Raw genomic sequence first — 26,555 nt, 5'->3', positions numbered from 1 at the left:
GGTCAAAAACAAGCCGATTCATCCCCCACCTGCACTCTCACTCCGTGAGCAAGGTGGCTTAGAGGCGGGGGACTTCTCGGCTATTTTAGTTAAAACAATCGATAAAACACCTTTTAAAATATCAATTAGGGCAACGGCAACACCAAATTTAATCCCCAAAGATTGAGTGGCATTTGATGCCCCAGAATTTCCGTGTCCTAAAGTCCGAATGTCAACTTTTCTAAACAGTTTACCCAAAATAAAGGCAGGCTGAATACTGCCAATCAAATACCCAATCCCAATTGCCCAAAAAACATTTTCCATAATAAGCGCTCACTTTCTTAAGTCTATGGATTATTTTACCATTTATTTTATGTCAATTAAATGCTAAAATTATAATATCAATTGAAATTATGGAGGGAAGCATGAATTCAAAAATTACAATCACATATTGTGACTCGTGAGGTTTCAGAGGGAGAGCTTCTAGTTTGGAAGTTAGAATCAAAGCTACTTTTGAAAACGCTGAAGTTGAGTTGGTAAAAAGTTCAGGTGGCATTTTTACAGTTGCCTACGATGGTGCCGAGATATTTAACAACTTCAAGGAAAACGTCCGTCATCCGGATGAGCTCGACATTCTTGAAAGGCTAAAAAAAGTCTTGTAAAACACGAATCCAGATTTGGACACCCCAAATCTGGATTCGTATCTTTCAACAATCAATACCTTTGCGGGATAAAACACCCTGTTCATAATAATGCTTAACGGCTTGCATTTCGGTGACCAAATCTGCAACATCCAAAATTGACTGCGGTGCATACCGCCCAGTTAATACCACCTCAACACTAGGATGTCTTTTTTCTAAAACCGATAAAACACGACTTTCATCAATTAATTTATAGAGAAGCGCAATAAAAATTTCATCAAGTATAACCACGTCATAAGTGCCAGTTTCCAAGAGGTCTGCCACACGTTTTAGCCCCTCTTCAGCCGCGACCTTATCATCGGGTCCTGGAGGTGTTTCAATAAAGCACCCTTGTCCCAACTGTTCTATGGATAAACCTTCAAAATAATTTTCAAGGCCTGTTTCACTGTATTTCATATCTTTTACAAATTGACCGATATAAACAGTTTTTCCAGCACATAATGCGCGAACTGCAAGCCCAAATGCCGCTGTTGTTTTTCCCTTTCCATTTCCAGTGTATACGTGTATAAATCCTTTTTCCATAAGGCAATCCCCTTCCGTGCGTTTTCTAAATCTATTCTATCCAAATTATTGTGTATTGCCAAGTTATCAGAGAATTCGGAAAGATTAACAAATCAAAAACTACATTTTTGTGAACACATACCAAACAAAATGGGTATCGCATTAATAAAGATAGGTATAAACTATAATAAAAGGGTTAATCATTAAATTGAAAGTAAAATAGGTAACTTGTTGTTAAAAAGTTACAACACATTTAGGAGGTTGGTTATGCTAAGTAAATTCGATTACCAAAGGCCCAAATCCTTACAAGAAGCGTTGACATTTTTAGGGGAGTACCCAGAAACAAAGCTTCTTGCTGGCGGTACGGACCTCATGGTTGTTCTGCGTCGAAACATGCAGATTGTGGACCATGTTTTGGACATCAAGGAAATTCCTGAAACAAAAAGATTTGAGTACAAGCCGGGAGAAGGCTTGTTTATTGGTGCATCCGTCACTGTAAATCAAATTTCAGAATCTGAGCCTGTTAAAGAACGATACATGGCATTAAAACAAGCTGCTGATTCATTGGCTTCTTACCAATTGAGAAACAGAGCTACTTTGGTAGGGAACATTTGCAACGCATCACCGGGTGCGGACCTCGCTTCCCCACTTTTGGTATTTGATGCAGTTGTACACATTGCAACACCACAAGGAAATAAGGAAGTTCCAATTCAATCTTTCTTTACTGGGGTCAAACGCACTGTTTTAAATCCTGGTGAAATTGTAATTGGGGTCCAATTGGCAGACTCTGAAACAGAAGATCACAGTGTTTTTCTGAAACAAGCTAGAATTAAAGGTCATGACCTTGGTATTGCAGGTATAACACTCAGGATGACACCAAGCCATAAAGTCAGTGTTGCAATGTCTGCCGTTGCTCCAACACCAATTAGATTGGTTGATTTGGAAAAACAAATAAGCGAAAAATCACTGGATGATACGCTTCCAGAATGGTTAGAATCTGAAATCAAGAATCATATTAAACCGATTTCTGATATTCGTTCATCCGCAGATTACAGATTGCATATTTCTGGTGTTTTAGCAAAAAAAGGCATGAAAAAGTTACTTGAGATGGGAGGCAAATAATATGTGTAATCATAATGGCGACAGCTGTTTTACCTATAAAGACTCAGGACTTACTAAAATCGAACTCAATTGCGTTATCAACGGCGATAAAGTATGCGAATTGGTGGATCCTACAATGACACTGCTTAACTTTTTACACAATCAAATGAAGCTTTTTGGCGTTAAAGAAGGTTGTGGCGAAGGTGAGTGTGGTGCTTGTACAATTATGATGAATGGAAAAGCAGTAAACTCTTGTATGATCCTTGCCGTTGAGGCCGAAGGTGCTGATATTGTCACTGTAGAAGGGCTTGCTAAAGATGGTGAGTTGTCTACACTTCAAAAAGAATTTGTGGAATTTGATGCCCTACAATGTGGCTTCTGTACACCAGGCATGTTAATGTCTTCAAGAGCCTTATTAGATCAAAATCCTAATCCAACTGTTGAAGAAGTTAAAGAGGCAATCGCAGGAAACTTCTGCCGATGTACAGGCTATTTCCCAATTGTAGATGCGATTTTGTCCGCTGCCAAGAAGGAAAAGGAGGAATCCAAATAATGCGTGATCAAGAATTAAAACACATCGGAAAACCTTATAACCGTAAAGATGGCCAAGAGAAAGTCACTGGGCAAGCAGTTTATGTTCACGATATGGAACTTCCCGGCATGCTCCACGCCAAATGTGTCCATTCACCCCATGCCCATGCTAAGATCGTGTCAATTGATACATCTGAAGCAGAAAAAGTGCCTGGTGTAAAAGCAATTGTTACTGGTAAGGATGCACCTTATCGTGTAGGCCTTTACATGGTTGATAAAAATTTAATCGCAACAGACAAAGTACGCTATCAAGGTGAAATTGTTGCAGCTGTTGCAGCTGTAGATGAAACAACTGCTGAAAGAGCTGTATCTTTGATTAAAGTTGACTATGAGCCTCTACCAATTATTCACAATGTCGATGAAGCACTTGAAGGCAATATATTGGTTCATGAAGACCTTCATACCTATGAACATATGGCTGGCGTCTTTTTCCCGCAAAAGGGGACAAATATCGCCAGTTGGAACCGCACCCTAAAAGGTGATGTAAAAAAAGGATTTGAAGAAGCTGATTTTGTTTTGGAAGATGAATTCTCTGTTCCCGCTGTAGCCCATGTTCCAATGGAAACTCACGTTACGATAGCAAAAGCTGATCCCTATTCAGATAAAGTTGAAATTTGGAGTTCGGGACAATCTCCATTTGCGATTCGCCAACTTTTGGCAAAATCTCTAGGGATCAATAAGAGTGACGTTCACGTAACTGTCCCTTATATTGGTGGCGGTTTTGGCGGGAAAGCCGGAATCCATTTGGAGCCATTTGTAACCATTCTATCTAGAGCTGCAAAAGGCAGACCAGTTAAACTAAAAGCAACACGTGAAGAAGAATTCAACCTTTTGCCAACCCGTGCTGGGATGCGTACACGCGTTAAAACAGGGGTTAAGAAAGATGGCAGTATCACTGCAATGGAAATATATCACGATTGGGATAGTGGCGCTTATGCAGATTATGGTGTAAACGTTGGTAAAACAGCTGTTTATTCAGGCGCTGGTCCGTATCATGTTCCAAATATTGAACTGCATTCTAGAACCATTTACACCAACAAAGTTTTCAGTACAGCCTACCGAGGGTTTGGCCATTTGGAAACCCACTGGGGCATTGAAAGACATATGGAACGTATCGCAACAGAACTCGGTATGGATCCATTTGATTTTAGGATGAAAAACGCTCTAAAACCTGGGGACACAACAATTAGTGGTGAACTTGTATACAAAACTACTGGAAGTCCTACAGCCTGTCTAGAAGCTGTTGCTAAAGAAATTGGCTGGACAGGACGAAAAACTGAAGCTGAACGAGCTGAAGAGCTTAAAACAGGTAAAATTCGAGGAAAGGGTCTTGCCCTACTCCAAAAGGCACCTGCAATGCCAAGTTACACGTCAACTGCTGCAATTATGCAAATGAACGAAGATGGCCATGTAAAAGTAATGATCGGTGCAATTGACATGGGACAAGGGGCCAATACAGTTATGGCACAAATCGCTGCTGAAGAACTTAAAATTCCTATGGATGATGTAGAAGTAGTATGGAACGTTGATACAGATAAACACCCATATGACTGGAATACAGTTGCTTCAAAATATACTTTTATGGGCGGTAATGCCGTTCGCAAAGCGGCAAAGAACATGATTCAGCAAATGAAAGAAGTTGCTGCTCAAGTTTTAAGATGTCACCCTGATGAACTCGAACACGACAATGGTGTAATTTACCACGTACACCACACACACCGTCAGATTCCATTTAAAAAATTGGCTATGGGTTATATGTATGAAAATGGAAACGGAATTGGTGGACCAGTTATTGCCCATGGCATCTACATGGCAAGTGGTTTGACAAATCCTGATCCTGAAACAGGTCAGGGCCGCCCTGGTTTGGTATGGACATTTGGTGCACATGGTGTGGACCTTGAAGTCGATGTTGAAACAGGTGAAGTACACGTATTAAAAATTGCTTCAGCCTTTGACATCGGTAAAGTGATCAACAAAAAACTTGTTGATGGACAGGTTTTAGGTGGCGTTATTCAAGGCCTCGGTTCAGCTCTTATTGAGGGCTACAAGTTCAGCCCTGACGCCAAACTCCTCAATCCATCCTTTACAGACAATAAAATACCAACTGCAAAAGATATTCCAGATCAAATTGTACCAATTTATATTGAAGATCCAGAAACAGCACAAGTAGATGGACCTTATGGTGCAAGAGGAATTGGTGAACACCCAATGATATCTGTTCCATCTGCAATTGGAAATGCACTTTACGATGCCCTAGAAATAGATTTCTATAGATTGCCACTCAACCCTGAAAGTGTTGCCCTGGCAATTGCAAACGCATCGAAAAAACAATAATTGACACCCCCTATAAAAAATGGTACGTTTCAATAGAAACGTACCATTTTACATTTTAAAGGAGATTTAAATGTCAAATAAAAGATATGCAGCCATTATTATTGCTGCTGGTTTTGCATCACGAATGGGGTCTTTTAAACCATTACTTCCTATCGGTTCTAAAAATGCCATTGACCACGCCATCGCTGCTTTCAGCGATTTGGAAATTGATCCTATTATTGTCGTTACAGGTCACAATTCTGACACCTTAACAGATTATCTAACAAACAAACCCGTAACCTGTATTCACAACTCAAATTTTGCAAAAGGAATGTTCACATCCATACAAGCAGGAGTAGAAGCACTTCCAAAAAATATATCAGGTTTTTTTATCCACCTTGCAGACATTCCGCTTGTAAAGCAAGATACCATAACACTTCTAAAAGCGGCTTTTGAACAAAATACATGCAAAATTGTCTATCCTTCCATAAATTATAAAAAAGGCCATCCTCCACTTCTTTCAAAAAAATTAATCGACCCTATTTTAAACCATAATGGCGATGGCGGTTTAAAAAAACTACTTTCATTGTTTAATGATGATGCCATTTACGTAACTGTCGATGACCCTGGAATTCTAATGGATATGGATACCCCTGAAGCTTATAAAAACATTCAAGAATACTATAAAAAACATGGAGGATTCTAATGGCACTTTTACTTACCAATGGGAAAATTTATGTAGATCGCAACGTCTTTACAGATAGCCTTTTAATCAAAGATGACACAATAATTGCTATTGGAGATGCTGCAAAACAAGAAAAGTCTAACAGTATACTCTATGACTTAAAAGGTAAAACCGTCATCCCAGGTTTTAACGACTGTCATTTGCATTTGGCTTCTGTGGGTGAATTCTTATCTGCATGTTCTCTAACCCAAGCAAAATCCATTAAACATCTGATACAAATCGGGAAGGATTATTTAAAAACACATAAAATGACTGCTCTTTATGGTATGGGCTGGAACCAAGATTATTTTACAGATGACCACACAAGGCTCCCAAACAGATGGGATCTTGATCAAATTTCAACAGAAATTCCAATTGTTTTTGCAAGAACATGTGGCCATTTGGCCGTTGGAAATTCCAAAGCTCTAGAGATTTTAAAGGTTACCCCCGATACCCATATAGAAGGTGGTGAGGTTTTAACAGACGAAGCTGGTATGCCAAATGGTATTTTTACAGAAAATGCTGTGAAATTCATATACACAGCCATTCCACCAAAATCAGATGCTGATTGGGAGCACAATTTAACAGCCGGTATAGAGCATGCCCTTAAAAATGGCATCACTTCAGTCCAATCTTGTGACGTGCTTAGAAATGACATTGACGCTGTGTTTAAAGCTTTACACCAACTGAATTCAAAAAATTCATTAAAAATAAGATATCACCATCAATTTAATTTCCAGAACATGCACGATTTTGACCGGTATTTAAAAACTGAATTTAACAATCCCAATTATGACACAAAAAAACTTTCTAAAGGAACTCTAAAACTCTTTAAAGATGGTTCGCTCGGTGCCCGTACAGCACATTTAAATGCACCTTATGCGGATGCACCAGAAACAAATGGCACACAGGCCTTAAGCGATGAAGCCCTTAATGAGCTTTGCAAGTGCGCTGCTGAAAACGGTATTCAAGTCATTACCCACGCTATTGGGGATGGCGCCATTGACAGCGTTATTAAAGCCTATGAGAAGACCTTTGATGGTGGTCAAAACACATTAAGGCATGGAATTGTCCATTGTCAAATTACATCAAAGTCCCAACTCAAAAAAATAGCGGCCCACAAAATTCCTGTATTGGTTCAACCGATTTTTATCGATTATGATGTCCAAATTGTTAAGCAAAGAGTGGGTCCCCACCTTGCTGCCACTTCTTACGCCTTTAATACGCTAACCCAACTGGGGACACCAATTGGATTTTCAACGGATGCACCAGTTGAAGACTTAAATCCTTTTAATAATTTATATTGTGCCATCACAAGAAAACCACTTACATGTAACAAGGGACCTTTAAATCCCAATGAAGCTATGGATATCTTCGATGCCATTGATGCCTATACAGTTGGAAGTGCCTATATAGAATTCAAGGAACACTTTAAGGGCCGATTGAAACCAAACTTTCTCGCCGATCTAATTGTATTAGATCAAGATTTGTTTACCATAAGCAAAGAAGATATTCCAAAAATAAAAGTCCTTAAAACCATGATCGGTGGCCAATGGGTTTTGTGATCCACCTCATCATGCAAAATTTAAAAGCACACCTACGCCTGCAGACAATGCAACATAGGCTATGGGGTGTTTTTTATATCGCCGAATTAGATAGAAAACAAGTAAAAAGTATATGACTTTCAAACCATTAAAAGCTTCAAAATTTAAAACTGCCGTCCGAATAATATCATAAGCTGCAATGGCGATTAATGCAGTGACAGCTGGTCTGAGCCCCATGAAAACATGCGCCATCAATTGACTTTCTCGAACGCGAGCCAAATAACTTGCCACAATTGTAACAATAATAATTGAAGGCATAATCATGCCCAAGGTTGCAACAATGCCACCGGGTAAGCCTGCAATAGTAAAACCTGCATATGTTGCCATGTTAATACCAATTGGGCCCGGTGTAGACTCTGAGATGGCAATCATATCCGTTATAAAGGCTATTGGATACCAGTCTGTAGACAGAGACAGATGCCTTAAAAAAGGAATTGCGGCCATTCCGCCTCCTACAGCAAATAAACCAATTTTAAAAAATTCAAAAAAAAGTTTTAAAATAATCATTTCGAATCTCCTTTGGTAAATTTTGCTGAAAGCAGTCCTACCAATGATGCAAATGCAATAAAAACAACTGGTGAAATTGTTGTAAAAATCATCGCTAAAAAAATAATTCCAAAAATCATCAAGCCCAATCTATTTACAACTGCTTTTTTCCATAGTTTAATAACAGCATCCAAAATCAAAGCGGATACGCCAATGGATATACCAGCAAATGCATTTCTCACTATGGGTTGATCTTCAATATTTTTCAAAAAAGTGGCAATTAAAGTAATTATAATCAGACAAGGTGCTACAATTCCAAGTGCTGCAAAAACCCCACCCAAAACTCCTTTTTTCTCTTTCCCTATAAATATGGCGACATTAACAGCAATAATTCCTGGTAGTCCTTGGCTAATTGCATAGTAATCCACAATTTTTTCTTGTGATAACCACCCACGTTTTTCTACAATTTCTCGCTCCAGTATAGGGAGCATTGCATAGCCGCCACCAAAGGTCACTGCACTCATTTTAAAAAATATCCAAAAAATAGAAATATAGTTTCTCATATACCCACCCTTTTGTCTTGTTCTTTATAGTATATCACAGGAAACCACACCATCATTTGACAAATTGTTACAATAATTTTAAAATAAAGTATAAGATTACTTTTAAAAAGGAGGTCCAATATGCGCATTAAATCTAAAGATGAAGTCATTAACACGTACAAAGCCAGATATCCTGAGTTAGATTCTTATTTTGTCAATCAATTAAGCGATGAGTACGATAAATACTACACTCAAATCAAAGATTTGGAAAATCCCGAGTTGATTAAGGGTGTTTTTCACAAAGCTATGGAACGCAACGAAATGAAATACAAAGAAAATGCTTACATTAAAGGGGTCGAACGCTCTTTAAACAACCAATACATGTCCATACTTGCTGCGTATGGCCTTATTGTATTCTTTAGGGATAATATGATTGAATGGGAATAAAAAAAAGCTTTAAATTCCATAACTGGAATTTAAAGCTTTTAATTTTTGTCCTTAACGTCTACCGCCTCGTTGCATCATGCCTTGACCATTCTGCATCCCTTGTCCGCGGGCTTCGCCTTTGTTACCTTGTCCAAAATTAAGTTTTTCTCTTAAAACGTGTTGCTGTGTGCCATCACAATTTTCAAGTGCCAACAAAATTGCATCAGCATCTTCTTGAGACAACTCACCCTCTGCTACTAATTCTTCAACAACTTCAACTTTTGCAGTATAAATTGACGCTTTAAAGTCTTCATAGAATCCAGCTGCTTCAGCGAGTTCTCCAAATGTTTGACCACTTTCCAGTTTTACCGCATATGCTTCCTCAGTGGTAATTTCTGCATATCTGGCATAAATATCTGCCGATCCAAAAGGGGAAGCTGCATAGGACATACCCATTGCACCTATTGCAGTAATACCAACCAATACTAAAGATAACATTTTTTTCATAACAGTCACTCCTTTAATCGTTTTTTATTTTTGTGTTGCTATGAGACTATATTACTCCAGAAATGTGGCAAGAATATGGTCAATTTATTTTTTGTAGGCAATTGCATTTACTGGACAAACCCCTGCGCAGTTATCCGTACATTGATGGCAAATTGACGGATCTACACTTGCCTTTCGTGTATTTGTATTTACTTGAATTGCCCCAGAAGGGCATACTTTTTCACATTTATGGCATCCAATACATGCATTATAATCTACCTGTGTGGTATACACCGGGCTATGACCTGTTGCTTTTAAAAGCGCACCATATGGACACACATGATTATGAAAAACTTCTTGCTTATAGCGTAGGGTCAATCCTATGGAAATCACAATCAAGACAATCAACACAGGCATATCAAATTTTAAGATGCGCTTGGATAAAATCATAGACACACCCATCAAAACAAGAACGCCCCATGGAATCCACTTATGACTTAAAAATTTAGGAGTCCCACCCCGCTGCCACCCAAATCTTTGTGAAACCTTCTCAGCCCACTGCATTGTTGTGTTCATAGGGCAAATATATCCACAGTAAAAACGGCCATATACTTTTCCAATTAAAAGAGAAAGCACAAATATGCCCAACCACAGCACCATTTTTCCACTCATTATAATCAAAGTAAATAGACCTAAAAAAGCCAGTTGAATCCAAAATCGTTTCATCTTATTCCCCCTTGATTGTAAGCAATCGCTTGAGTTGGACATTTTTTAACTGTGGCTAAAATTATCTCATGATGCGCTGGCAACACAGTGTCAAGGATTACGATTGCTTTTTTATCGCTGATTTCATAAATGTTAGGCGCCATGTTCACACAAATGCCACAGCCAACACAAAAATCAGAATTTATACTTAATTTATCGCTTTCCAACTGAGTCCCGATTGCATCAAGTGACGACCTGCTTACAAGTCTATTCATCACAGCGCCCATAACAAATATAAAGATTACGGTTAAAACCCACCGAGCTGCCATAAAGTCAACCCCTAGAAACTTGGCTTCATTTGCCAGCATAGGGACTTTAACAACTGCCCATGAACTGATAACAATCACCACATTTGCAACAGATGCACCTTTGGATAATAGCATTTTACTTATAGGAAATGCCGCATATATTGGCCCTGCAGATATACTACCAAGAACAAGTGCAAGAATATTACCCATAAAACCCGACTTTTCGCCAAACCTTTTAATAATCATTTCTTTTGGAATCAACGCTTCAATAACAACTGTCAGTAAAAATATCACTGGAAGAACTTGAAACATTTCAACTAAATAGTACACACTATTCCCAAATGCTTGTGTCGCTTTTTCAGGCATGGTAACAAGTAAGGCTAAATAGGTTACACCCACTGCAAACATGAGTTTGTTTTTCCGAATCATTTGAAGTGGCTTCATAATATCACCTCCATTGCTGCAGCAATCACAAGTGCTGCGCCAAAACTTAGCGCATTTCGCATTAGTGTAAATTTAAGTCCAAACGCCTTTTTTTCAAGCGGAAAAGTGACAATTCCAACCATTGTAAGTGTGGTTAAAAAAGCAACTGCTGGCACAATGCTCGCACCAATATCAATAAATGATCCCACTAATGGAAACGCTACAAAAGCGGGAATCAAAGTTATACTACCTGCTAATGCTGCAATTATTACGGCCATTAGGGTATTCTCTGATCCCAATACTGATTTAATGGATTCAGGTGGGATAAACGTCAGCACAATTCCTATTAAAAAAATAATTGCGACAATTTCACCAATCATACTGCCCATCATCATTTTTGACTTCTTCATCGCGTCTACAGTTTTTTGTTTGCTTTTAACAAGAGACACTATAAAAAGCACAATTGAAACAAGCCAAAAACCTATTGTAAAAATATCCATTCATTTTTCTCCTTTCAAATTGTCTATGCCTAGTATATAATAAGCGTAAGAAAATAAGAGTTACATATGTAACTCTTTTTTTAAAAAGGAGGGTTTCTTATGACTCTAATAAACTCATCTGCTTATTATACGCTCTTAGCACCTCTTTCTAACACAGAACTACAGGAAGCAATTCGCACTAAAAAAGTTAAAGTAAAAAATTACGTGCGCAATCAAATGATTTACCTAGAGGGAGATGCCTGTAAAACTGCAGATATAATCCTTAACGGGAAAGTAGCCGTTGAGCGTATTGACGAAAATGGAAATTTATTAACCATAGCGGAATTTCTTCCCGACGATTTGCTGGGAGGCAATCTGATTTTCTCCAAAAATCCTTATTATCCAATGACAGTCACTGCAAAATCTAAAACCACACTCCTCGAAATCAATCAAAACTACTTATTTGAACTGTGTCACCAAAATCCCGAATTTTTGCGAACTTTTCTACAATATATATCAGACCATGCCCTACTCCTTGGCGATAAAATCAAGCATCACATCAATCGGTCTATTCGAGAAGGACTTATAACCTATATAGCAGGTGCAATGCGTCTTCAAAATTCCACCCAGATTAGACTGGATATGACAAAGAAAGAGCTCGCAGAGCGAATGGGGGTTCAAAGAACATCCTTATCACGGGAACTTCAAAAAATGAAACAAGAAAATCTAATTGAGTATGATTCAAAAATAATTAGAGTAAAAAACAAAGATTATTTTCTAAAACCATAACTTCTGAAAGGAGATTACAATGGCAAATAGCTCTATTCTAACACAATTGATATTAATCGTATTTTTAACAGCCGTTAATGCATTCTTTGCAGCTTCTGAAATTGCAATCGTTTCTGTTGATCCCAAAAAACTCAAACGACAATCTGAGGCGGGTGACACAAAAGCGCTACAACTTCTCGAACTCACTGAAAAACCTTCAAAATTTTTGTCAACCATTCAAGTGGGCATTACATTTGCAGGATTCTTTTCTTCTGCCTCTGCAGCAGTGGGTATTTCAGATGTTTTAGGAGATACTTTAAGCCAGCTTGGCGTTCCTTTTGCGTCTAAAATCGCCTTCATTGGTGTAACCCTCTTACTCAGTTATTTTGTTCTTATATTTGGTGAACTGGTTCCCAAAAGAATTGCGCTTCAAGACGCCAACCGTTTTGCGCGTCTAGCCGTTTCACCGATTACTTGGATTGCAAAAATTATGAATCCCTTTGTGATTCTATTATCTCTTTCAACAAATTTCATAATCCGAATTTTAGGGTTCAAGACAGATCGGGTTGAAGCAAATATAACACTTGAAGAAATCAAATCCTTACTTGAAGTTGGTGAAGAACAAGGTGTCATCGAATCTATTGAAAAAAACATGATGACCAGTATTATGACCTTTGATAATAAACTTGCAGATGATATTATGACTGCCAGACCAGATGTTTTCATGCTTGAAATTCAGACACCTTACACAAAGGCTGTAGATGGATTACTAAATCATCCATTTTCGCGCATCCCAGTCTATCAAGATAACCGTGACAACATCATTGGTATCCTTTATTTGCGCGATTTGTGCGCACACGCCCTTAAAAACAACAATGCACCCACTTCATTGGCCCACCTCATTAGAGCGCCTTACCGGGTTCCTGAGCGGATAAACATTAATGATCTTTTTATTGACATGCAAGCCAAGCGACAACACATGGCATTACTTATTGACCAGCACGGTGGCTTTTCAGGTATTGTTACGCTAGAAGATTTATTAGAGGAAATTGTTGGCCAAATAGACGACGAATTTGATTTAAATACGCCAATGATTGAAGCCATTGATAAAAACAGTTTTTTGGCTTCAGGGAAAACATCTATCAAAGAATTAAATCAAGCATTACACACAAACTTTGATGAGTTTTCAGAATCATATGACACGCTTAGTGGCTTATTGATTCATACAGTTGGTCATTTGCCAAATTCAAAAAAAATTGATGTTATAATCGATTCATATCGATACGAAGCAATTGATACAAGTGATCAGCGAATTATTAAAGTCAAGATTCATAGAAGCATTTGATTGTTGACATATGCCCACACTAGGTTATAATTATAACTGTAAATAACATATGTTATATTATAATTTAAGGAGTATTTTATGAAAAAAGTTGATGTATTGGTGATTGGCGGAAGTGCGGCAGGATTAGTGGCGGCTATGACATCCAAGTCCAACAATCCAAAAAAAGAAGTTATGGTTGTGCGTCGAGAGGAAAAGGTCATGATTCCATGTGGCATTCCATATATTTTTGGAACACTTGGAACAACAGAAGACAACATTTTGCCAGACGCAGGTTTACACGCTCTAGGTGTTGAAATTAAAATCGATACTGTTGTTCAAGTAGACACTGACAACAAGACCTGTAAAACTGAAGATGGTACGGAGATTCAGTATGAAAAATTGATTTTCGCAACAGGGTCTCAACCTATTGTACCAGGATGGCTTAAAGGAGCAGATCTTGAAAATGTTTACACCATTCCAAAAAATAAAGTCTATTTAGATGGTGTGCTAAAATCTCTAGATCAGTTTGAAAACATTATTGTTGTTGGCGCTGGTTTTATTGGCGTTGAGACATCAGATGAATTAAACAAACTCGGAAAAAATGTGACATTAATCGAAATTCAAGACAGAATTTTAGGCATGGCATTTGATGCAGATATTGCTTCAGATGCTGAAGAAAAGCTTAAAGCACGTGGTGTAAATGTACGCACAGGTATTGGTATTCAAGAAATCATTGGTAATGGTAAAGTAGACAGTGTAAAATTGTCGGATGGTTCCACTATGAAAGCTGAAGCTGTAGTCCTTTCAATGGGTTATAGACCCAATACAGAACTTGCAGAAAAAACAGGACTTGCCATGAATGAAAAGGGCTTTATAGCTGTAGATGAATATATGCGTACTTCCATTTCAGATATTTTTGCAGCAGGCGACTGTGCCAGCAAGCGAGATTTTGCAACTGGCAAATTATCAACAACTATGTTGGCGTCAACAGCATGTGCTGAAGCGCGTGTTGCTGGTTTGAATCTAGACCATTTATCCACATATAGATCATTTAAAGGCACAATTGGTATTTACAGTACAAATCTCGGGGAATCTTCATATGGTGTAGCAGGCCTCACTGAAGAAGGTGCACGCCGTGAAGGTTTCCATATTTGTACAGGTACCTTTTCAGGGATTGACAGACATCCTGGCAAACTCAATCGTGCGCACAAACAATTGGTTAAACTTATAGTTTCTAAAGACAGTGGCCGAATTCTTGGCGGAGAGGCCATTGGTGGCGACAGTGTTGGTGAACTGATTAATGTTATTGGATTCATTGTTCAAGCTGGATTCACGTTGACAGATCTTCTTGTCTCACAAATCGGAACACAACCTATGCTAACAGCATCACCAGCTGCATATCCACTTATTAAAGCAGCAGAAGTTGTTTTAAGAGAAATGAAAAAATAAATTAGAAAAACCTGTTCTTCAAAGACACAAATTGTGTCTTTCTGAAGAACAGGTTTTTTTACGTTAATCTGTATAGTAAGCATCCAATATTTCCCCATAAACCATAACGTGAAAGTCATGTTGCGGGTAGGACTTTTCATGAATATCATCTGCCAAAGTGCCTGGTTCCATTAATTGCTTATAAATTATCCGACACTCTACATGAAGATTACACTCCCCTATGATTGGCGTCTCCACAGATTTTGCAGGTTTTGCTGTAAGTCCAAGCGCTTCGAACTTATTCACATCTCTTCCAGACTCAGTCCCGCAAAATTTAAGTGCCGCTTTAAGGTCTTTCTCTACAGGAACACTCACTGTAAATGAATCAGATTTATCTATCAAGTTATATGTGTACCTCTGCAAACGTACAGGAACCATTAAAACTGGCTTGTTCCAAATATAGCCAATTGTGCCCCAGCCAATGGTCATTGTATTAAGAGTCTTGCCATTCTTAACGGTTAGAAATGCACCTTTTACCAATTGTGTTAAATAGTCTTTCGACAACTCTTGAAAAGATACTGATCGCATAAAGCCTCCTTTATATGCCACTATGAGCCAATCTGCTAGCCGCTGCCGCAGCAATTGCAGCAACCAAATCATCTAAAAATGTATTACAAACCTCACCTTTCTTTGAATCTAACTCTTTAATAATACCAATTTTCTCCTTATCTAAAAACCCAAAATTGGTAAAGCCAATTGAGCCATAAACATTTACTATAGATAAGGGTAAAATTTCATCAATCCCGTATAAGCCTTCATCTGCTTCAACAATACTTTGTAAAGGTTCAGGAAGCATCTTTTTTTCTGCCATTTCGTCTATGGCAATACCCGTCATAATCGCATGGATAATTTCACGTTTACTTAAAACAGCATCAATGTGTTCCAAGCAGATTTCTTCCGTAATGTTAGGTTGATATTCTTTTTGCAGATAGACCACAATTTTAGCAATATCAATTAATTCAACGCCTCTTCGCTGGAGCATTTCAATGGTCATTGTTTTTAATTCATCCATATTATATTTGTGATGGTATTTATTTACACTTTTCATAAATTTTCCTCCTTGAAACATCTTTTATCCTATTATATCATAAGATAAAGCATGAAAGGAGGTCCTATGCGTTTTACACCCCTTGATTATCTTAAAGAAAATTCGCTTTTAGCGCAAAATCTCACCAACATAAAAAATCAGATTCTACTTCGGAAAAACGCCAAATTAAGTTCAAAAAACGTCGAGCGCATTAGAGCCTTGGGCTTTAAATCACTTTATACAAAAACCCCTGAAGAAGAGGCTCTTTTAGAAGAAGATGTAAAAGATATTATCGATCCAATTGTCCGAAAAAAAGCAATTCATGATATTAAAAAATGTATTCAGTCGTTTGAAGATCAAATTTCCAAACAAAAAAAAGAACTCATCTATGGCAAAGCAGGACAAGAATTGGTCGAAATCATGGGGACCGTTTCCAGTACACTTGTAGACGAGATTCTTAACTCCGCTGATTTGAAAATTTCCATTATGGACCTTAAGTCCGAAAGTGATTATGACTACGAACATGCAGTCAATACAGCTGTTTTATCCATTATGACGGCTGTAAAAAAAGGGATGAATGTAATTGATATTCAAAATATAGCCAAAGCAGCCCTACTCGCAAACATAGGCTATAAAGATATTTCAAGCGATGTTTACCACCATGATGGCCCATTAACGGATTCTCAACGCTATACAATTCAAAAGCACCCTGAGTATTCTCATGCACTTTTGTCCAAAAATACAAACTTAAATGCCCATGTGAGAACTGCTATACTCCAGCATCATGAGCGTATGGACGGCTCTGGTTATCCAAACAACCTCACTTCAGATGACATCCATGACTACGCAAAAATAATTATGATTGCAGATGTATACGATGCCATGACTTCAGACCGAATACACCGAAGTGCATTTTTACACAATGAGGTCTTAGAATATATTATGGGGAATGCAGGTAGTCTTTTTGATTTTGATTATGCCAACATCTTCATAAGATGTATTGTCCCATATCCCGCAGGAACTTATGTTCAATTATCCGATCACTCAAAAGCCATTGTACTAAAAAACAATCCGTCTCATCCGCTTCGTCCTGTGATAAGACGCTTTAATGGCACCACAGTAGATATGACTGAAAAAGGCTTGATTGATTTACTGGAAAAGCGTAATCTTACAATAGAAAAAATTATATATGATTAAGCTTGCAGAATTATGTCAATATTTTCTGCAAGCTATTTTTATTCTAAAATATCGGGAAGCTTGTATTGAGATTTTTCTAAATAATGCCCTAACACTATTGCACCACCAATTATAAAAGGTAAAGATCCAAGAAGCCGTATTAGTGTAAATTTAAGACCTAGCATACTCGCTTCCATTATCGTCATAGGAATCATAAATAAGGAAGATGCTGTTATGTAAGTCAAAATCGAACTGTATTTAGCGCCCTTATGGTGTAAAGCATTGGCCAAGGGAAAAGCAACAAAGGTTCCACCTACAGTGGTAGAGGCCAATAAAATTGACCAGATAAACCGCATAGGATTGTTTGTATTCCCCAAATGTTTTTCTACTTTATCGCGCTTAGCCCATACATCAAAAAGTCCAATCAAAGCAAAAGCTGGAGGTAAAATCAAAACCATGTCTTTAGCAAATACTAGAAAATTATCCCAAATCCTAATGCCCAGGTCGTAACCTGTCACTAATGAAACAACCGAAAAAATAAGAAAGCTAATGAAAACAATAAGATTTATTGTTTTTTTATACTTTTTTAGTTTCATAACAAATGGACCTCCCTATAGAAAATTCCCATTAAAAGCGCAATTCCTGCAGCAACACCAAAGCTCATAATGTTTCTTAAAACAGTAGCTTTCTTTCCGAAATATTTTTTTTCAAGTGGATAAGTGACAACACCAACTAACATTAAAGATGTCACAAATCCAGCAACAACCATATATGAGACACCCTTTGCAATCAGTATTTTAGCCAAGGGGTAAGCTATAAACCCTGGCATCATCGTTATTGATCCAAGCAGCAAACTAGACATTAAGCCTAAAAAAATATTTTCCTGTCCCAAATACTTAATTATATAATCTTCAGATATTAGCAGTACTATAGAAATTAAAATTAAGAGTTTTAAATATTCAGGTAAGGATTTCGAAAATTTTTTCCATCCTTTTTTTAGACCTTCAACAGTCTTTTTAGAATCGACAACATAAGATATTCCAATTGCCAATCCTGCAACAGCATACAATCCAATCATACGAACCTCCATTCCTTAACCCATATACCCCGGGGTAGTATATCTACACAATACACACTCACTCCTTTCATGTCAATAAAAAAAGACCCTTATCTTAAGAGTCTTTTTTGTCCAATATCTTTGCCACACTGGGGTTAATAATCTTTTCAGTTTGCAATTGATTTTCTTTTCTGAGGGAATTTATGGTTTTATTCACCTCTTCCATATACTGATCAAGTTTTTCCTTAAGTTCTCGTGCAGATAATAGCCTGCTTCCAGCGCCTCTAATAATCATTTGTTGCAAGCCGTCTGAAGTTGCCACAGTAATTTCATAAATATTTTTATTCGTGTGTGCAAATTTTTCTATATATTGATCAGCCGTTTGAGCTTCACCGGTAAAGACAACGCGTATGTTTTTATAGTGTTCTATTTCAGCATGTCTTTTTTCAACCTTGTAGGCATCAAAAACAACCATTATTTTGACATCACCTGCAGATTGGTAATGATCCAAAAGCTCTAAAAGTTTCACCCGAGCAGCTTCGAAATTATCTTTAGCAAGCACATTCAATTCATCCCATGTAAAAATAATATTGTAACCATCAACAAGGAGATACCCTTCTTTTTTCGTGATAGATTTTTCATGCCATTGACCATCAAACACATGTCCTGTTTGATAAATTCTCTGGCTGTGTCTTTTCCGCCACATAGATTTGCGCCCTTGATTTGCACCAGTTGCACAATTTAAAATTTCATCTATTTCTTCAAGACTTAAATCCGAGTTCGTGAACTGTGACTGTGTCTCTTTGTCATTGATGCTTTCTTTTTTCTGCTTTAGCCATGGCTCTAAATGCATATGCGCCTTAACCGCATCCCACGACACCAAATACCCCGATCCTTTGGTACAAAAAACAGAACCTGTGGGATTTTCAGTGTCAAGTTCTGGATCATACCCGATCTGCTCAATTATTTCTTCCTGATTATGGCATATGCCGTAACCGGAATAGTTGAGTGTTAAGCGCCCTTTTCCTCTACTATATGCCCTAACCTCTTGATGATAATTCCTCAAAGTCGAAACGGGTGCACGCCCCTGTATGCGAACCATTCCACCTACTGAACTCACAATTTCAGACGTTCCTTTCTTAGTTTCAATGTCTGTCATTGCCTTGCCCACCATTTCTTCTGGAATTTCTAAATCTAAAGCATAAAAAGGTTCCAGCAAAATAGAATGGGCTTCCATAAGCCCTTGTCTAACTGCGCGATAAGTAGCTTCTCTAAAATCACCACCCTCAGTGTGTTTGTTGTGACCACGTCCGCTCACAAGGCGAATTTTCATATCTGTTATCTCAGATCCTGTCAAAACACCCTTATGTGGCTTTTCTTCTAAATGTGTCAATATCAAATTTTGCCAATTGCTAGGCAGATCATCTTCTTTAGCAATAGAATCAAATACAAGGCCACTACCAGGTTCACCTGGCGCCAACAGAAGATGTACTTCAGCATAATGTCTCAAAGGTTCAAAATGTCCAACACCCTCCACAGTGTTACCAATTGTCTCTTTATAAAGTATTTTCCCTGTGTCAAAGTCAACTTCTAAATCAAATTTTTCCAAGATAATCCGCTTTAGTACTTCTGTTTGAACATCTCCCATTAATTTGATTTGTATTTCCTGTAAGGCTTCATGCCAAATAATTCCCAACTCTGGAAATTCTTCTTCCAGTTGCTTTAATAATGGAAGTACCATCCTTGAGGATTCACCATTTGGAAATATAACTTGGTACTGAAGAACCGGTTCTAGTACCCCAGCGTCTGAATTTGTTTCAAACCCAACACCTTCCCCAGCGACAGCTTCATCCAAGCCGGTTACAGCACATACGGTTCCTGCCGGTACGTAAGACCGTGTTTCATATTTTACACCAGAATAAATCCGAATTTGATTAATTTTAGCCTGCCATCTGTCATGAACGAGTTCATCCTTAACCTGTAGGATATGTCCTGTTATTTTCATGTGTGCCAAGCGTTGCCCGTTTTCATCTCTTGTAATTTTAAAAATACGTCCCCCAAATGTATCAGGGTAAAGAGGTGGCAACATAAATTGATTAATTCCCTTCATAAAGAAATCTATTCCATCTAGTTTTAAAGCAGAACCCCAGAAAATTGGAAAAACAGCACGTTCTTGGATGCCTTTAGAAATATGGTTTAAATCAATTGTGCCTGTATCCAAATATTGATTTAAATACGCTTCGTTTATTAGTGCTATGTCATCAAAAAAGTCTTTTTTATCAGTGGGCATGAAGGAAACGCAATTTTCGGAAAATTTATTTTTAAGTTGAGTCACAACAAGGTCAATGGAACCACTTAGCTGATCTGTTTTGTTGATAAAGATAAATGTTGGGATATCATATGCTTCTAATAGTCGCCATAGTGTAAGCGTGTGGCCTTGTATCCCTTCTGGCGCACTCACAAGAAGGACTGCATAGTCCATTACCATGAGCGTACGTTCCATTTCTGCAGAAAAATCCACATGTCCAGGTGTATCCAGAATTGTATATTCTTGAGTATCAATTTTGAAAATTGCTTGTTTGGAAAAAATGGTGATTCCCCGTTCTTTTTCCATATCGTCTGTATCCAAGTAAGCTTTCCCATGGTCAACTCTACCAGGATTTTCAATCACACCAGCCTTATAAAGTAAAGATTCAGTTAACGTTGTTTTCCCAGCATCTACATGTGCCAATATGCCCAAGTTTATATTTGTCATGCCTACCACCTTCTATAATTCATTTTATTCTATCATGTTCTTATTTGAAACCCTATGGTAAAATAAAATAAAAAATGTCATTGGAGGTTTTTATGCAAACAATTTATCGCAGCAAACATGAAGCTTATCCTTTTTTAAGTGATCCTGCGGATGATTTACGTTGTGATTTTGAAATTATGACGGATGAACTGGCCAGTATGATTGGCTTACTTAGAAGCACAATTAAGGATGAAAAAATCCGGAAAGACCTTATTGTTATTTGCGAACTTGTCTACCACCTAAATCCATCTCTTAGGACTTTTGTCTCTGTAACTGACGATGAATATCTTTGGCTAGAAAACCTCACTGAAACTTTGCAAGATGAAGTCAAAGAAAGATTTGAAAAATTTGTATTGACTCAAGGGGGGCACACGGCTTGTCAAGCACACGTGATTAGAACGAAGTTCAAAGCATTGGTTAGGCTGCTTTACAGACACGCATTTATGGGCCATGACGTGCCAGAGCGCTTATTTGACTTTTCGAACTTATTGTCTGGGTATTTTTTCCTATTGGCATTAAAACTCAATGCTTTGGACCAGATAGAAGAAATCGAATATATTAGCAGAAACTATAAATAATCTTCAAAAAAATATTGCCAATCCAAAAAACTTGTGGTATTCTAATATAGCTGAGCCGAAGTGGTGGAATTGGCAGACGCGCCGGACTCAAAATCCGGAGAGGTAACACTCGTGCGGGTTCGACTCCCGCCTTCGGCACCAAAAAGAAACGCCTTTTGACATCTGTCAGAAGGCGTTTCTTTATTTTTACCGTAACATTATACTCTGGTTTAACACAAGCGTTGAATATAGAAACAACACATCCTGATTTTCAAATTCAATATAGTGGTCCAGCATATCAGATGAGACATACCTGAGATCAACTAAAGTAATTTTATCATAACCCGCCAAAAACAAAGGCGCAATAGAAGAACCAAATGAATCTCTAAAAAGAATTAGCGAGCATCCGGTCTCTGATTGATTCCGTTCTATCACCTGAATCGCTGCTGGCCCACCCATAAAAAAAGAATATGGATCCATATCAAGATTGGCATTTGGCGTGTAAACTGTCGTTTTTAGATCTGTATCCAGCGTATAAAGAGAGCTGTCTATAACGCATTGTGATACAAGATAATCCATAGAATCCACAAGCGTATGACCTGGAATTTGAGACCCATAGGCACCTATAAATTCTGGTCCTTTTTCCAACTCATATTTAGAGTAATCCCATTCGAATGCCATAGCTTCAGAAAATTCAGCAAGCACTGTATTAAGATGATTCTGATTCCAATGCGGGTCTGTTTGATAGTAATCATCCAAGGTCAACACATTGAACAAGTCAATATAAAGAGCTTCTTCTACCTGTGATTTCATAATAGATACCATTTGATTGTAATCCATACTTGGGTAACCGTTGTCTTCGGCCAAATAATAATTTTTATCTGGCACAATACTGAAATATACGGGCAAATCCTTTAAATAGCGGTCAATTATACCATTAATCTTCTCTGCGCCAATTTCAACTTGTTTTTCGTTCAATGGATAGGTCAATTTAGATAAATGGTGGTCAACTTGATAATAATCATCTATTTCTTGGCGATTGAAAAGCAAGGTGCCCATATGCCATTTTAAGGTCCTAAAATGTCCCCTTAAGGGAAATGTATCCGCTAGATGAATTTCTAAATCCGACATGAACGCCGTATTTAAAATGCGCTCCAAATTCAGGTCTGGAAATGCCATCAACTTTCGCCTTTCAACATAAGATATTTCAGGCGGATTTGTGAAAACTTGCATTACAGTTCCAACTAAAACGAATAACGTCGTCATCCACACAATCCCCTTGTTTTTTACCTGCTTTTGTTTCATACACACTCCTAAAACCTAAAATAGAGAAATGGGTTAAATGAACTGTCTACCAAGTAGGCTGTCACGCCCCACAATAAAATTACAAGTCCAACTGGATCTGTAAACTGTCGAATACGATCTACCCCTTTAAAATTTTGCATTGATTCCAGCGTCAACTTCGGTAACGGTGTTGCGCCAAGAACGCCAAACAAAATTAAGTTGCTATAATTCTTTAATTGAAAGAGGGTTTCAGATGTTACAAATGGCACATCAGATAATCCGAACATTGTTTTAAGATCCAGCCACAACTGGTCCATGGATAAGCTGTTGAAAATTACAAAACTTACCACAACGACACCAATCACATAAATGTGTCCAATTTTTGAAGTGGTTTTTGAGATGTTTAACCACTTTTCAACCGCCAAAATTATCCCGAAATATAGGCCCCAAATGATAAAGTTCCAATCTGCACCATGCCACAACCCAGTTAGTCCCCATACAATCAAGAGATTTCGAAGCCACTTCAAATGAGAAACGCGATTGCCTCCCAAAGGAATGTAAACGTAATCTCTAAACCACTGTCCTAAAGTCATATGCCATCTTCGCCAAAAATCCGTAATGGATTTAGCGCATAAGGGATACTTAAAATTCTCTGGAAATTCAAATCCCAACAGCCTCCCAAGACCAATCGCCATATCCGAATATCCGGAGAAATCAAAATAGATTTGCAAGGTAAACGTTACCGCATAAGCCCATGTAAAAAGAACGCTATTTGATTCTGTAGCCCTAAAGGCAACCGTAAATTCACCAAGCTGATTGGCCAACAAAACCTTTTTAGATAAGCCAATAATGAACCGCTGAATTCCAGAACTCAAAGATTCCAGGTTGATATGACGGTTAATTAACTGCGTTTCTAAAGTCGCATATCTAACAATGGGACCAGCAACCAACTGTGGAAATAAAGTTACATAAGTGGCAAATGGTAAAAATTTACGAGACGCCTTTACCGATCCACGATACACATCAATGGTATAACTCATCGTCTGAAAAGTAAAAAAACTAATGCCTATAGGTAGGGATAATTCCAGACTATTGAAGTCTCTTCCAAACAAGACATTAACTGACTCTATAAAAAAATCAGCATACTTGAAAAAAAACAGCATTGCCAGGTTAATTGTTATTGAACTGATTAGGGCAATTTTAGCACGTCCAGTTCCTCTATACCTTTCTATGTAGGCACTGTGACTATAATCAGAAACTGCAGAAAATATTAAGAGGCCGGTATAGACAGGTTCTCCATAAAAATAAAACAATAGACTACCCGTTAAAAGTACCCCGTTACGTAACGAACGGGGCACACTAAAATATAAAATCATTAAAATGGGTAGGAAGTAATTTATAAATACAAGACTTGAAAATACCATTGTTTATTCCAAAGCCTCAAAATTTGCAACAACTGCATCAACAACTTCTTCAGAACTCATAACCAAAAGTATGAGGTTTCCTCTCACAACCACTTCAATCTTTTGAGCCTCAACACAAATCCATTTTCTAGGATCTGCTTTTTCTTCAATTTCAGCTTTAAGTGCTTCCACATCAGAATCTTCAGGCACTCTTGCTAAAACAACAGAATGTGCAACAGCATTAATCATTGCATCAGCTGAAACCGCTTCGGTCCCTTCTACATAGTCTGCAAACATAAACCACGAAAAATTTTCTTCTGTTAAAGGCGTGTTCATCGTAGCAGTTTCAATACCTGCATCTTCTGTTATTTCAGTAATTATTTCATCAACACTTAAATCTGATCCAGGGTTTTCAACTGCATTCCCAGTTTCTGAGGCACATGCCATCATGCTCAATCCAATTGCCAATACAGCACTCAATGTTACTAATTTCTTCATATCTATCTCCTTCAAATTTAATTTACATAAGTAAGACGGCGGTGTTTCAAAAAAAGTTCCCCCAGATAAAATTAAAATCTCTTCACATTTGTGAAGAGATCCATAATAAAATCCAAGTAACACCAATAGATACTGTCGGCGTTAAAACCCAACCAAGTACAATTTTATAGAGCACTTGATAATTCAAGTTTCGACCACCTTTCGCAAAACCGATACCCATAATTGCGCCCACCACAGCCTGAGACTGTGAAACAGGTACTAAAGGAATTTGAGGTAGATTTAACGTACTGAGAATCCCATTAAGTCCTTCTGAAGAAAAGACAAAGAGAACCAGTGCAGAAGAAAGGACCACAATAAACGCCCCTACTGGAGAAAGTTTAAAAACTGACTTTCCAACTGTAAGCATCACGCGTTTAGAATAGGTCATAACCCCTATTGCTATGGCAACACCTCCTATAAAAAATAAGGCCTGTTGATTAAGACCAAAAGGTGCCGTTTTAACAAAAACACCCACCACATTGGCGATATTATTAGCGCCTAAAGTGTATGCACCAAAAGCACCTACCAAAACAAGTCCCATGCGCGTACGCTTATCTCTTTGGATTAAATTAAGTCTACTACGGTCAAGCTTAACTCTAAACCCCCAATAAAGTGTCGCAGAAAATAAGGCCGCTAAAAGAGGGGTTACAATCCAAGTGCCTGCAATTTTAATTAAAATATCAATATTGGTTTCATTCCCTACAAATATATTAAACCCAATAATACCGCCTACTATAGACTGTGATGTTGAGACTGGAAGACCCCGCTTTGACATAAAAGTCACAGTTCCTGCAGCTGCACCTGAAATAATGAATGCCATTTGTATGGAATGAATATTTCCTAGAGATTCCAAGGTTTTTGATGCGCCGGCCCCACTGAAAGTTGCACCTAATATAACAAAAATACTGCATAAAACAGCTGCTGTTCTAAATCGAATCATCTTCGTCCCAACAGCGGTTCCAAATATATTGGCAGCATCATTTCCGCCCAACGACCATCCCATAAAAAGTCCAGAAATTACTAAAATACCACTTAAATCCATGTTTCCTCCATTTATATGGTGCGCTTAAATTTCAAAACAGCGAGCAGATCCGCTATGCGTTCACACTCGTCAGAGAGTGACGCAATTTTATGGGCCAAGTCCCGAAGATGCATTTTGTCACAGAGTCCAAAATCCAGTATATCTAGTGCAAATATGCGCTGTTTTAAAACGTACTCCATTTGATCTACTTCTGACTCAAATGCTCTCACTGTATGAATGTAACCATCAATCTCTGTTGGATTTTCAAAAAAAGCCCTGATGCCACCTAGCAAGTGATGCACAGTTTGACTCGAAGTATCCGCTACGCGCATAAAATCAGGTTTCAGCATCTCAAGAACTTGAAATTTTTCCACATTCAAGTCCAAAAGAACTGACTTTGAAATATCACTAATTTCGTCCAACGCCGTCATCAATTCAAGGATATCCGCACTTAAGTCAGGCATTAAATTATACTTATATAAAGTCTGCACCAAAGCTCTTAAAAGACCATCCGCTTCTTTTTCAAGATTGATAATTTCGCCAAGTTTGTTCTCAAAACCTTCGTATTCATCCTCTAAAAAAGCGGAAAGGCCCTGCTGAAAAACAAGAGCAGATCCCTTTAAAGTTTCCAAATATAAATTGATTTCCTGTTCCAATTCCTTATTCCGATCTTTAAATACTTTCATATATCACACATCCTTTTTTTTATTTTAACACAAATATTTAAATTTTACATTTTGTATAAATATA

General features: G+C 37.9%; 29 protein-coding genes, 1 tRNA gene and 1 pseudogene. 13 read left to right on the top strand and 18 right to left on the bottom strand.

The features are described 5' to 3' along the window. Positions 1–18: 18 nt before the first annotated feature. Complete coding sequence (locus JOC49_RS03635; protein WP_204662433.1) at positions 19–303, bottom strand: glycerol-3-phosphate acyltransferase; 285 nt, start codon at positions 301–303, stop codon at positions 19–21. 155 nt (positions 304–458) lie between these two features. On the opposite strand from JOC49_RS03635, the pseudogene JOC49_RS03630 reads away from it, so the two are divergent. After that, positions 459–641, top strand: a pseudogene (locus JOC49_RS03630) (Rdx family protein); the annotation flags it as partial. A 45-nt stretch (positions 642–686) separates the two neighbouring features. Here JOC49_RS03630 and JOC49_RS03625 read toward each other — a convergent pair. Next, on the bottom strand, positions 687–1,202 hold the full coding sequence (locus JOC49_RS03625; RefSeq protein ID WP_204662429.1) for a cob(I)yrinic acid a,c-diamide adenosyltransferase: 516 nt from the start codon (positions 1,200–1,202) through the stop codon (positions 687–689). Between the two features lie 246 nt (positions 1,203–1,448). Between JOC49_RS03625 and JOC49_RS03620 the strand changes: the two genes are divergently transcribed. From JOC49_RS03620 to JOC49_RS03600, 5 genes are all read left to right on the top strand, one after another. Continuing rightward, positions 1,449–2,303, top strand: coding sequence for an FAD binding domain-containing protein (locus JOC49_RS03620; protein ID WP_204662427.1), 855 nt, complete (start codon positions 1,449–1,451; stop codon positions 2,301–2,303). A gap of 1 nt (position 2,304) precedes the next feature. Beyond that, the gene (locus JOC49_RS03615; protein WP_204662425.1) at positions 2,305–2,835 is read left to right on the top strand and encodes a (2Fe-2S)-binding protein; all 531 of its coding nucleotides are present in this window, start codon (positions 2,305–2,307) and stop codon (positions 2,833–2,835) included. After that, positions 2,835–5,207, top strand: coding sequence for a xanthine dehydrogenase family protein molybdopterin-binding subunit (locus JOC49_RS03610; RefSeq protein ID WP_204662423.1), 2,373 nt, complete (start codon positions 2,835–2,837; stop codon positions 5,205–5,207). The genes JOC49_RS03615 and JOC49_RS03610 overlap by 1 nt, the downstream gene beginning before the upstream one ends. 70 nt (positions 5,208–5,277) lie before the next feature. Further along, on the top strand, positions 5,278–5,892 hold the full coding sequence (locus tag JOC49_RS03605) for a nucleotidyltransferase family protein (RefSeq protein ID WP_204662421.1): 615 nt from the start codon (positions 5,278–5,280) through the stop codon (positions 5,890–5,892). After that, the gene (locus JOC49_RS03600; protein ID WP_204662418.1) at positions 5,892–7,475 is read left to right on the top strand and encodes an amidohydrolase; all 1,584 of its coding nucleotides are present in this window, start codon (positions 5,892–5,894) and stop codon (positions 7,473–7,475) included. Before JOC49_RS03605 ends, JOC49_RS03600 begins: the two co-directional genes overlap by 1 nt. Positions 7,476–7,484: 9 nt before the next feature. Here the strand turns inward: JOC49_RS03600 and JOC49_RS03595 are convergent, their stop codons facing one another. Both JOC49_RS03595 and JOC49_RS03590 read right to left on the bottom strand, forming a co-directional pair. Next, positions 7,485–8,021 carry a chromate transporter gene (locus JOC49_RS03595; protein ID WP_204662415.1) on the bottom strand — a complete coding sequence of 179 codons (537 nt, stop codon included), beginning with the start codon at positions 8,019–8,021 and terminating at the stop codon, positions 7,485–7,487. Then, positions 8,018–8,563: a chromate transporter gene (locus JOC49_RS03590; RefSeq protein ID WP_204662413.1), complete on the bottom strand. Its 546-nt coding sequence runs from the start codon at positions 8,561–8,563 to the stop codon at positions 8,018–8,020. The genes JOC49_RS03595 and JOC49_RS03590 overlap by 4 nt, the downstream gene beginning before the upstream one ends. Positions 8,564–8,683: 120 nt before the next feature. Here JOC49_RS03590 and JOC49_RS03585 point away from each other — a divergent pair, with 120 nt between their 5' ends. Beyond that, positions 8,684–8,989: a hypothetical protein gene (locus tag JOC49_RS03585; RefSeq protein ID WP_204662410.1), complete on the top strand. Its 306-nt coding sequence runs from the start codon at positions 8,684–8,686 to the stop codon at positions 8,987–8,989. Positions 8,990–9,040: 51 nt separating this feature from the next. On the opposite strand, the gene JOC49_RS03580 is transcribed toward JOC49_RS03585, so the two are convergent. The 4 genes from JOC49_RS03580 to JOC49_RS03565 all read right to left on the bottom strand — a co-directional run bounded on the left by JOC49_RS03580 (position 9,041) and on the right by JOC49_RS03565 (position 11,390). Then, the gene (locus JOC49_RS03580) at positions 9,041–9,475 is read right to left on the bottom strand and encodes a hypothetical protein (protein ID WP_204662407.1); all 435 of its coding nucleotides are present in this window, start codon (positions 9,473–9,475) and stop codon (positions 9,041–9,043) included. An 84-nt stretch (positions 9,476–9,559) separates the two neighbouring features. Continuing rightward, complete coding sequence (locus JOC49_RS03575; RefSeq protein WP_204662404.1) at positions 9,560–10,180, bottom strand: 4Fe-4S binding protein; 621 nt, start codon at positions 10,178–10,180, stop codon at positions 9,560–9,562. Then, positions 10,177–10,911 carry a permease gene (locus tag JOC49_RS03570; RefSeq protein ID WP_204662402.1) on the bottom strand — a complete coding sequence of 245 codons (735 nt, stop codon included), beginning with the start codon at positions 10,909–10,911 and terminating at the stop codon, positions 10,177–10,179. The genes JOC49_RS03575 and JOC49_RS03570 overlap by 4 nt, the downstream gene beginning before the upstream one ends. After that, positions 10,908–11,390: a permease gene (locus JOC49_RS03565; RefSeq protein WP_204662400.1), complete on the bottom strand. Its 483-nt coding sequence runs from the start codon at positions 11,388–11,390 to the stop codon at positions 10,908–10,910. The genes JOC49_RS03570 and JOC49_RS03565 overlap by 4 nt, the downstream gene beginning before the upstream one ends. Before the next feature lie 99 nt (positions 11,391–11,489). Here JOC49_RS03565 and JOC49_RS03560 point away from each other — a divergent pair, with 99 nt between their 5' ends. The 3 genes from JOC49_RS03560 (at position 11,490) to JOC49_RS03550 (ending at position 14,910) form a co-directional block, all read left to right on the top strand. Further along, positions 11,490–12,158 (top strand): Crp/Fnr family transcriptional regulator, encoded by a 669-nt coding sequence (locus JOC49_RS03560; RefSeq protein WP_204662398.1) that lies wholly within the window; start codon positions 11,490–11,492, stop codon positions 12,156–12,158. A 19-nt stretch (positions 12,159–12,177) separates the two neighbouring features. Beyond that, positions 12,178–13,482, top strand: a complete 1,305-nt coding sequence (locus JOC49_RS03555; RefSeq protein WP_204662396.1) for a hemolysin family protein — start codon at positions 12,178–12,180, stop codon at positions 13,480–13,482. Between the two features lie 78 nt (positions 13,483–13,560). After that, positions 13,561–14,910: an FAD-dependent oxidoreductase gene (locus JOC49_RS03550; protein ID WP_204662394.1), complete on the top strand. Its 1,350-nt coding sequence runs from the start codon at positions 13,561–13,563 to the stop codon at positions 14,908–14,910. Between the two features lie 63 nt (positions 14,911–14,973). Here JOC49_RS03550 and JOC49_RS03545 read toward each other — a convergent pair whose 3' ends face one another. Beyond that, positions 14,974–15,477, bottom strand: a complete 504-nt coding sequence (locus tag JOC49_RS03545; RefSeq protein WP_204662392.1) for a flavin reductase family protein — start codon at positions 15,475–15,477, stop codon at positions 14,974–14,976. A gap of 10 nt (positions 15,478–15,487) precedes the next feature. Continuing rightward, a complete protein-coding gene (locus JOC49_RS03540; RefSeq protein ID WP_243423568.1) occupies positions 15,488–15,997 on the bottom strand; it encodes a phosphatidylglycerophosphatase A family protein in 510 nt (169 codons plus the stop codon). A 66-nt stretch (positions 15,998–16,063) separates the two neighbouring features. Here JOC49_RS03540 and JOC49_RS03535 point away from each other — a divergent pair, with 66 nt between their 5' ends. Then, positions 16,064–17,173, top strand: a complete 1,110-nt coding sequence (locus JOC49_RS03535; protein ID WP_204662389.1) for an HD-GYP domain-containing protein — start codon at positions 16,064–16,066, stop codon at positions 17,171–17,173. A gap of 38 nt (positions 17,174–17,211) precedes the next feature. Here the strand turns inward: JOC49_RS03535 and JOC49_RS03530 are convergent, their stop codons facing one another. The 3 genes from JOC49_RS03530 to JOC49_RS03520 all read right to left on the bottom strand — a co-directional run bounded on the left by JOC49_RS03530 (position 17,212) and on the right by JOC49_RS03520 (position 20,964). Then, the gene (locus tag JOC49_RS03530) at positions 17,212–17,748 is read right to left on the bottom strand and encodes a permease (protein WP_204662387.1); all 537 of its coding nucleotides are present in this window, start codon (positions 17,746–17,748) and stop codon (positions 17,212–17,214) included. Further along, positions 17,745–18,230 carry a permease gene (locus tag JOC49_RS03525; RefSeq protein ID WP_204662385.1) on the bottom strand — a complete coding sequence of 162 codons (486 nt, stop codon included), beginning with the start codon at positions 18,228–18,230 and terminating at the stop codon, positions 17,745–17,747. The genes JOC49_RS03530 and JOC49_RS03525 overlap by 4 nt, the downstream gene beginning before the upstream one ends. Positions 18,231–18,324: 94 nt before the next feature. Then, positions 18,325–20,964 carry a translation factor GTPase family protein gene (locus JOC49_RS03520; RefSeq protein WP_204662384.1) on the bottom strand — a complete coding sequence of 880 codons (2,640 nt, stop codon included), beginning with the start codon at positions 20,962–20,964 and terminating at the stop codon, positions 18,325–18,327. A 92-nt stretch (positions 20,965–21,056) separates the two neighbouring features. Here JOC49_RS03520 and JOC49_RS03515 point away from each other — a divergent pair, with 92 nt between their 5' ends. Further along, complete coding sequence (locus JOC49_RS03515; RefSeq protein ID WP_204662382.1) at positions 21,057–21,581, top strand: ATP--cob(I)alamin adenosyltransferase; 525 nt, start codon at positions 21,057–21,059, stop codon at positions 21,579–21,581. Positions 21,582–21,635: 54 nt separating this feature from the next. Then, positions 21,636–21,722, top strand: a tRNA-Leu gene (locus JOC49_RS03510). Between the two features lie 45 nt (positions 21,723–21,767). Here JOC49_RS03510 and JOC49_RS03505 read toward each other — a convergent pair. From JOC49_RS03505 to JOC49_RS03485, 5 genes are all read right to left on the bottom strand, one after another. Continuing rightward, positions 21,768–22,865: a DHHW family protein gene (locus JOC49_RS03505; RefSeq protein WP_204662380.1), complete on the bottom strand. Its 1,098-nt coding sequence runs from the start codon at positions 22,863–22,865 to the stop codon at positions 21,768–21,770. Between the two features lie 8 nt (positions 22,866–22,873). Then, on the bottom strand, positions 22,874–24,157 hold the full coding sequence (locus JOC49_RS03500; protein ID WP_341534648.1) for an MBOAT family O-acyltransferase: 1,284 nt from the start codon (positions 24,155–24,157) through the stop codon (positions 22,874–22,876). 114 nt (positions 24,158–24,271) lie between these two features. Further along, positions 24,272–24,745 carry a hypothetical protein gene (locus tag JOC49_RS03495; protein ID WP_204662375.1) on the bottom strand — a complete coding sequence of 158 codons (474 nt, stop codon included), beginning with the start codon at positions 24,743–24,745 and terminating at the stop codon, positions 24,272–24,274. A gap of 82 nt (positions 24,746–24,827) precedes the next feature. After that, positions 24,828–25,826, bottom strand: coding sequence for an inorganic phosphate transporter (locus JOC49_RS03490; protein ID WP_204662373.1), 999 nt, complete (start codon positions 25,824–25,826; stop codon positions 24,828–24,830). Between the two features lie 11 nt (positions 25,827–25,837). Next, on the bottom strand, positions 25,838–26,491 hold the full coding sequence (locus JOC49_RS03485; RefSeq protein ID WP_204662370.1) for a DUF47 domain-containing protein: 654 nt from the start codon (positions 26,489–26,491) through the stop codon (positions 25,838–25,840). Positions 26,492–26,555: the final 64 nt, after the last annotated feature.

The sequence above is a fragment of the Fusibacter tunisiensis genome (assembly GCF_016908355.1).
GTDB classification, from domain to species: Bacteria; Bacillota; Clostridia; order Peptostreptococcales; family Acidaminobacteraceae; genus Fusibacter_D; species Fusibacter_D tunisiensis.
The sequence above is the reverse complement of the archived record's forward strand: the minus strand, read 5'-3'. Positions and strand labels throughout refer to the sequence as shown.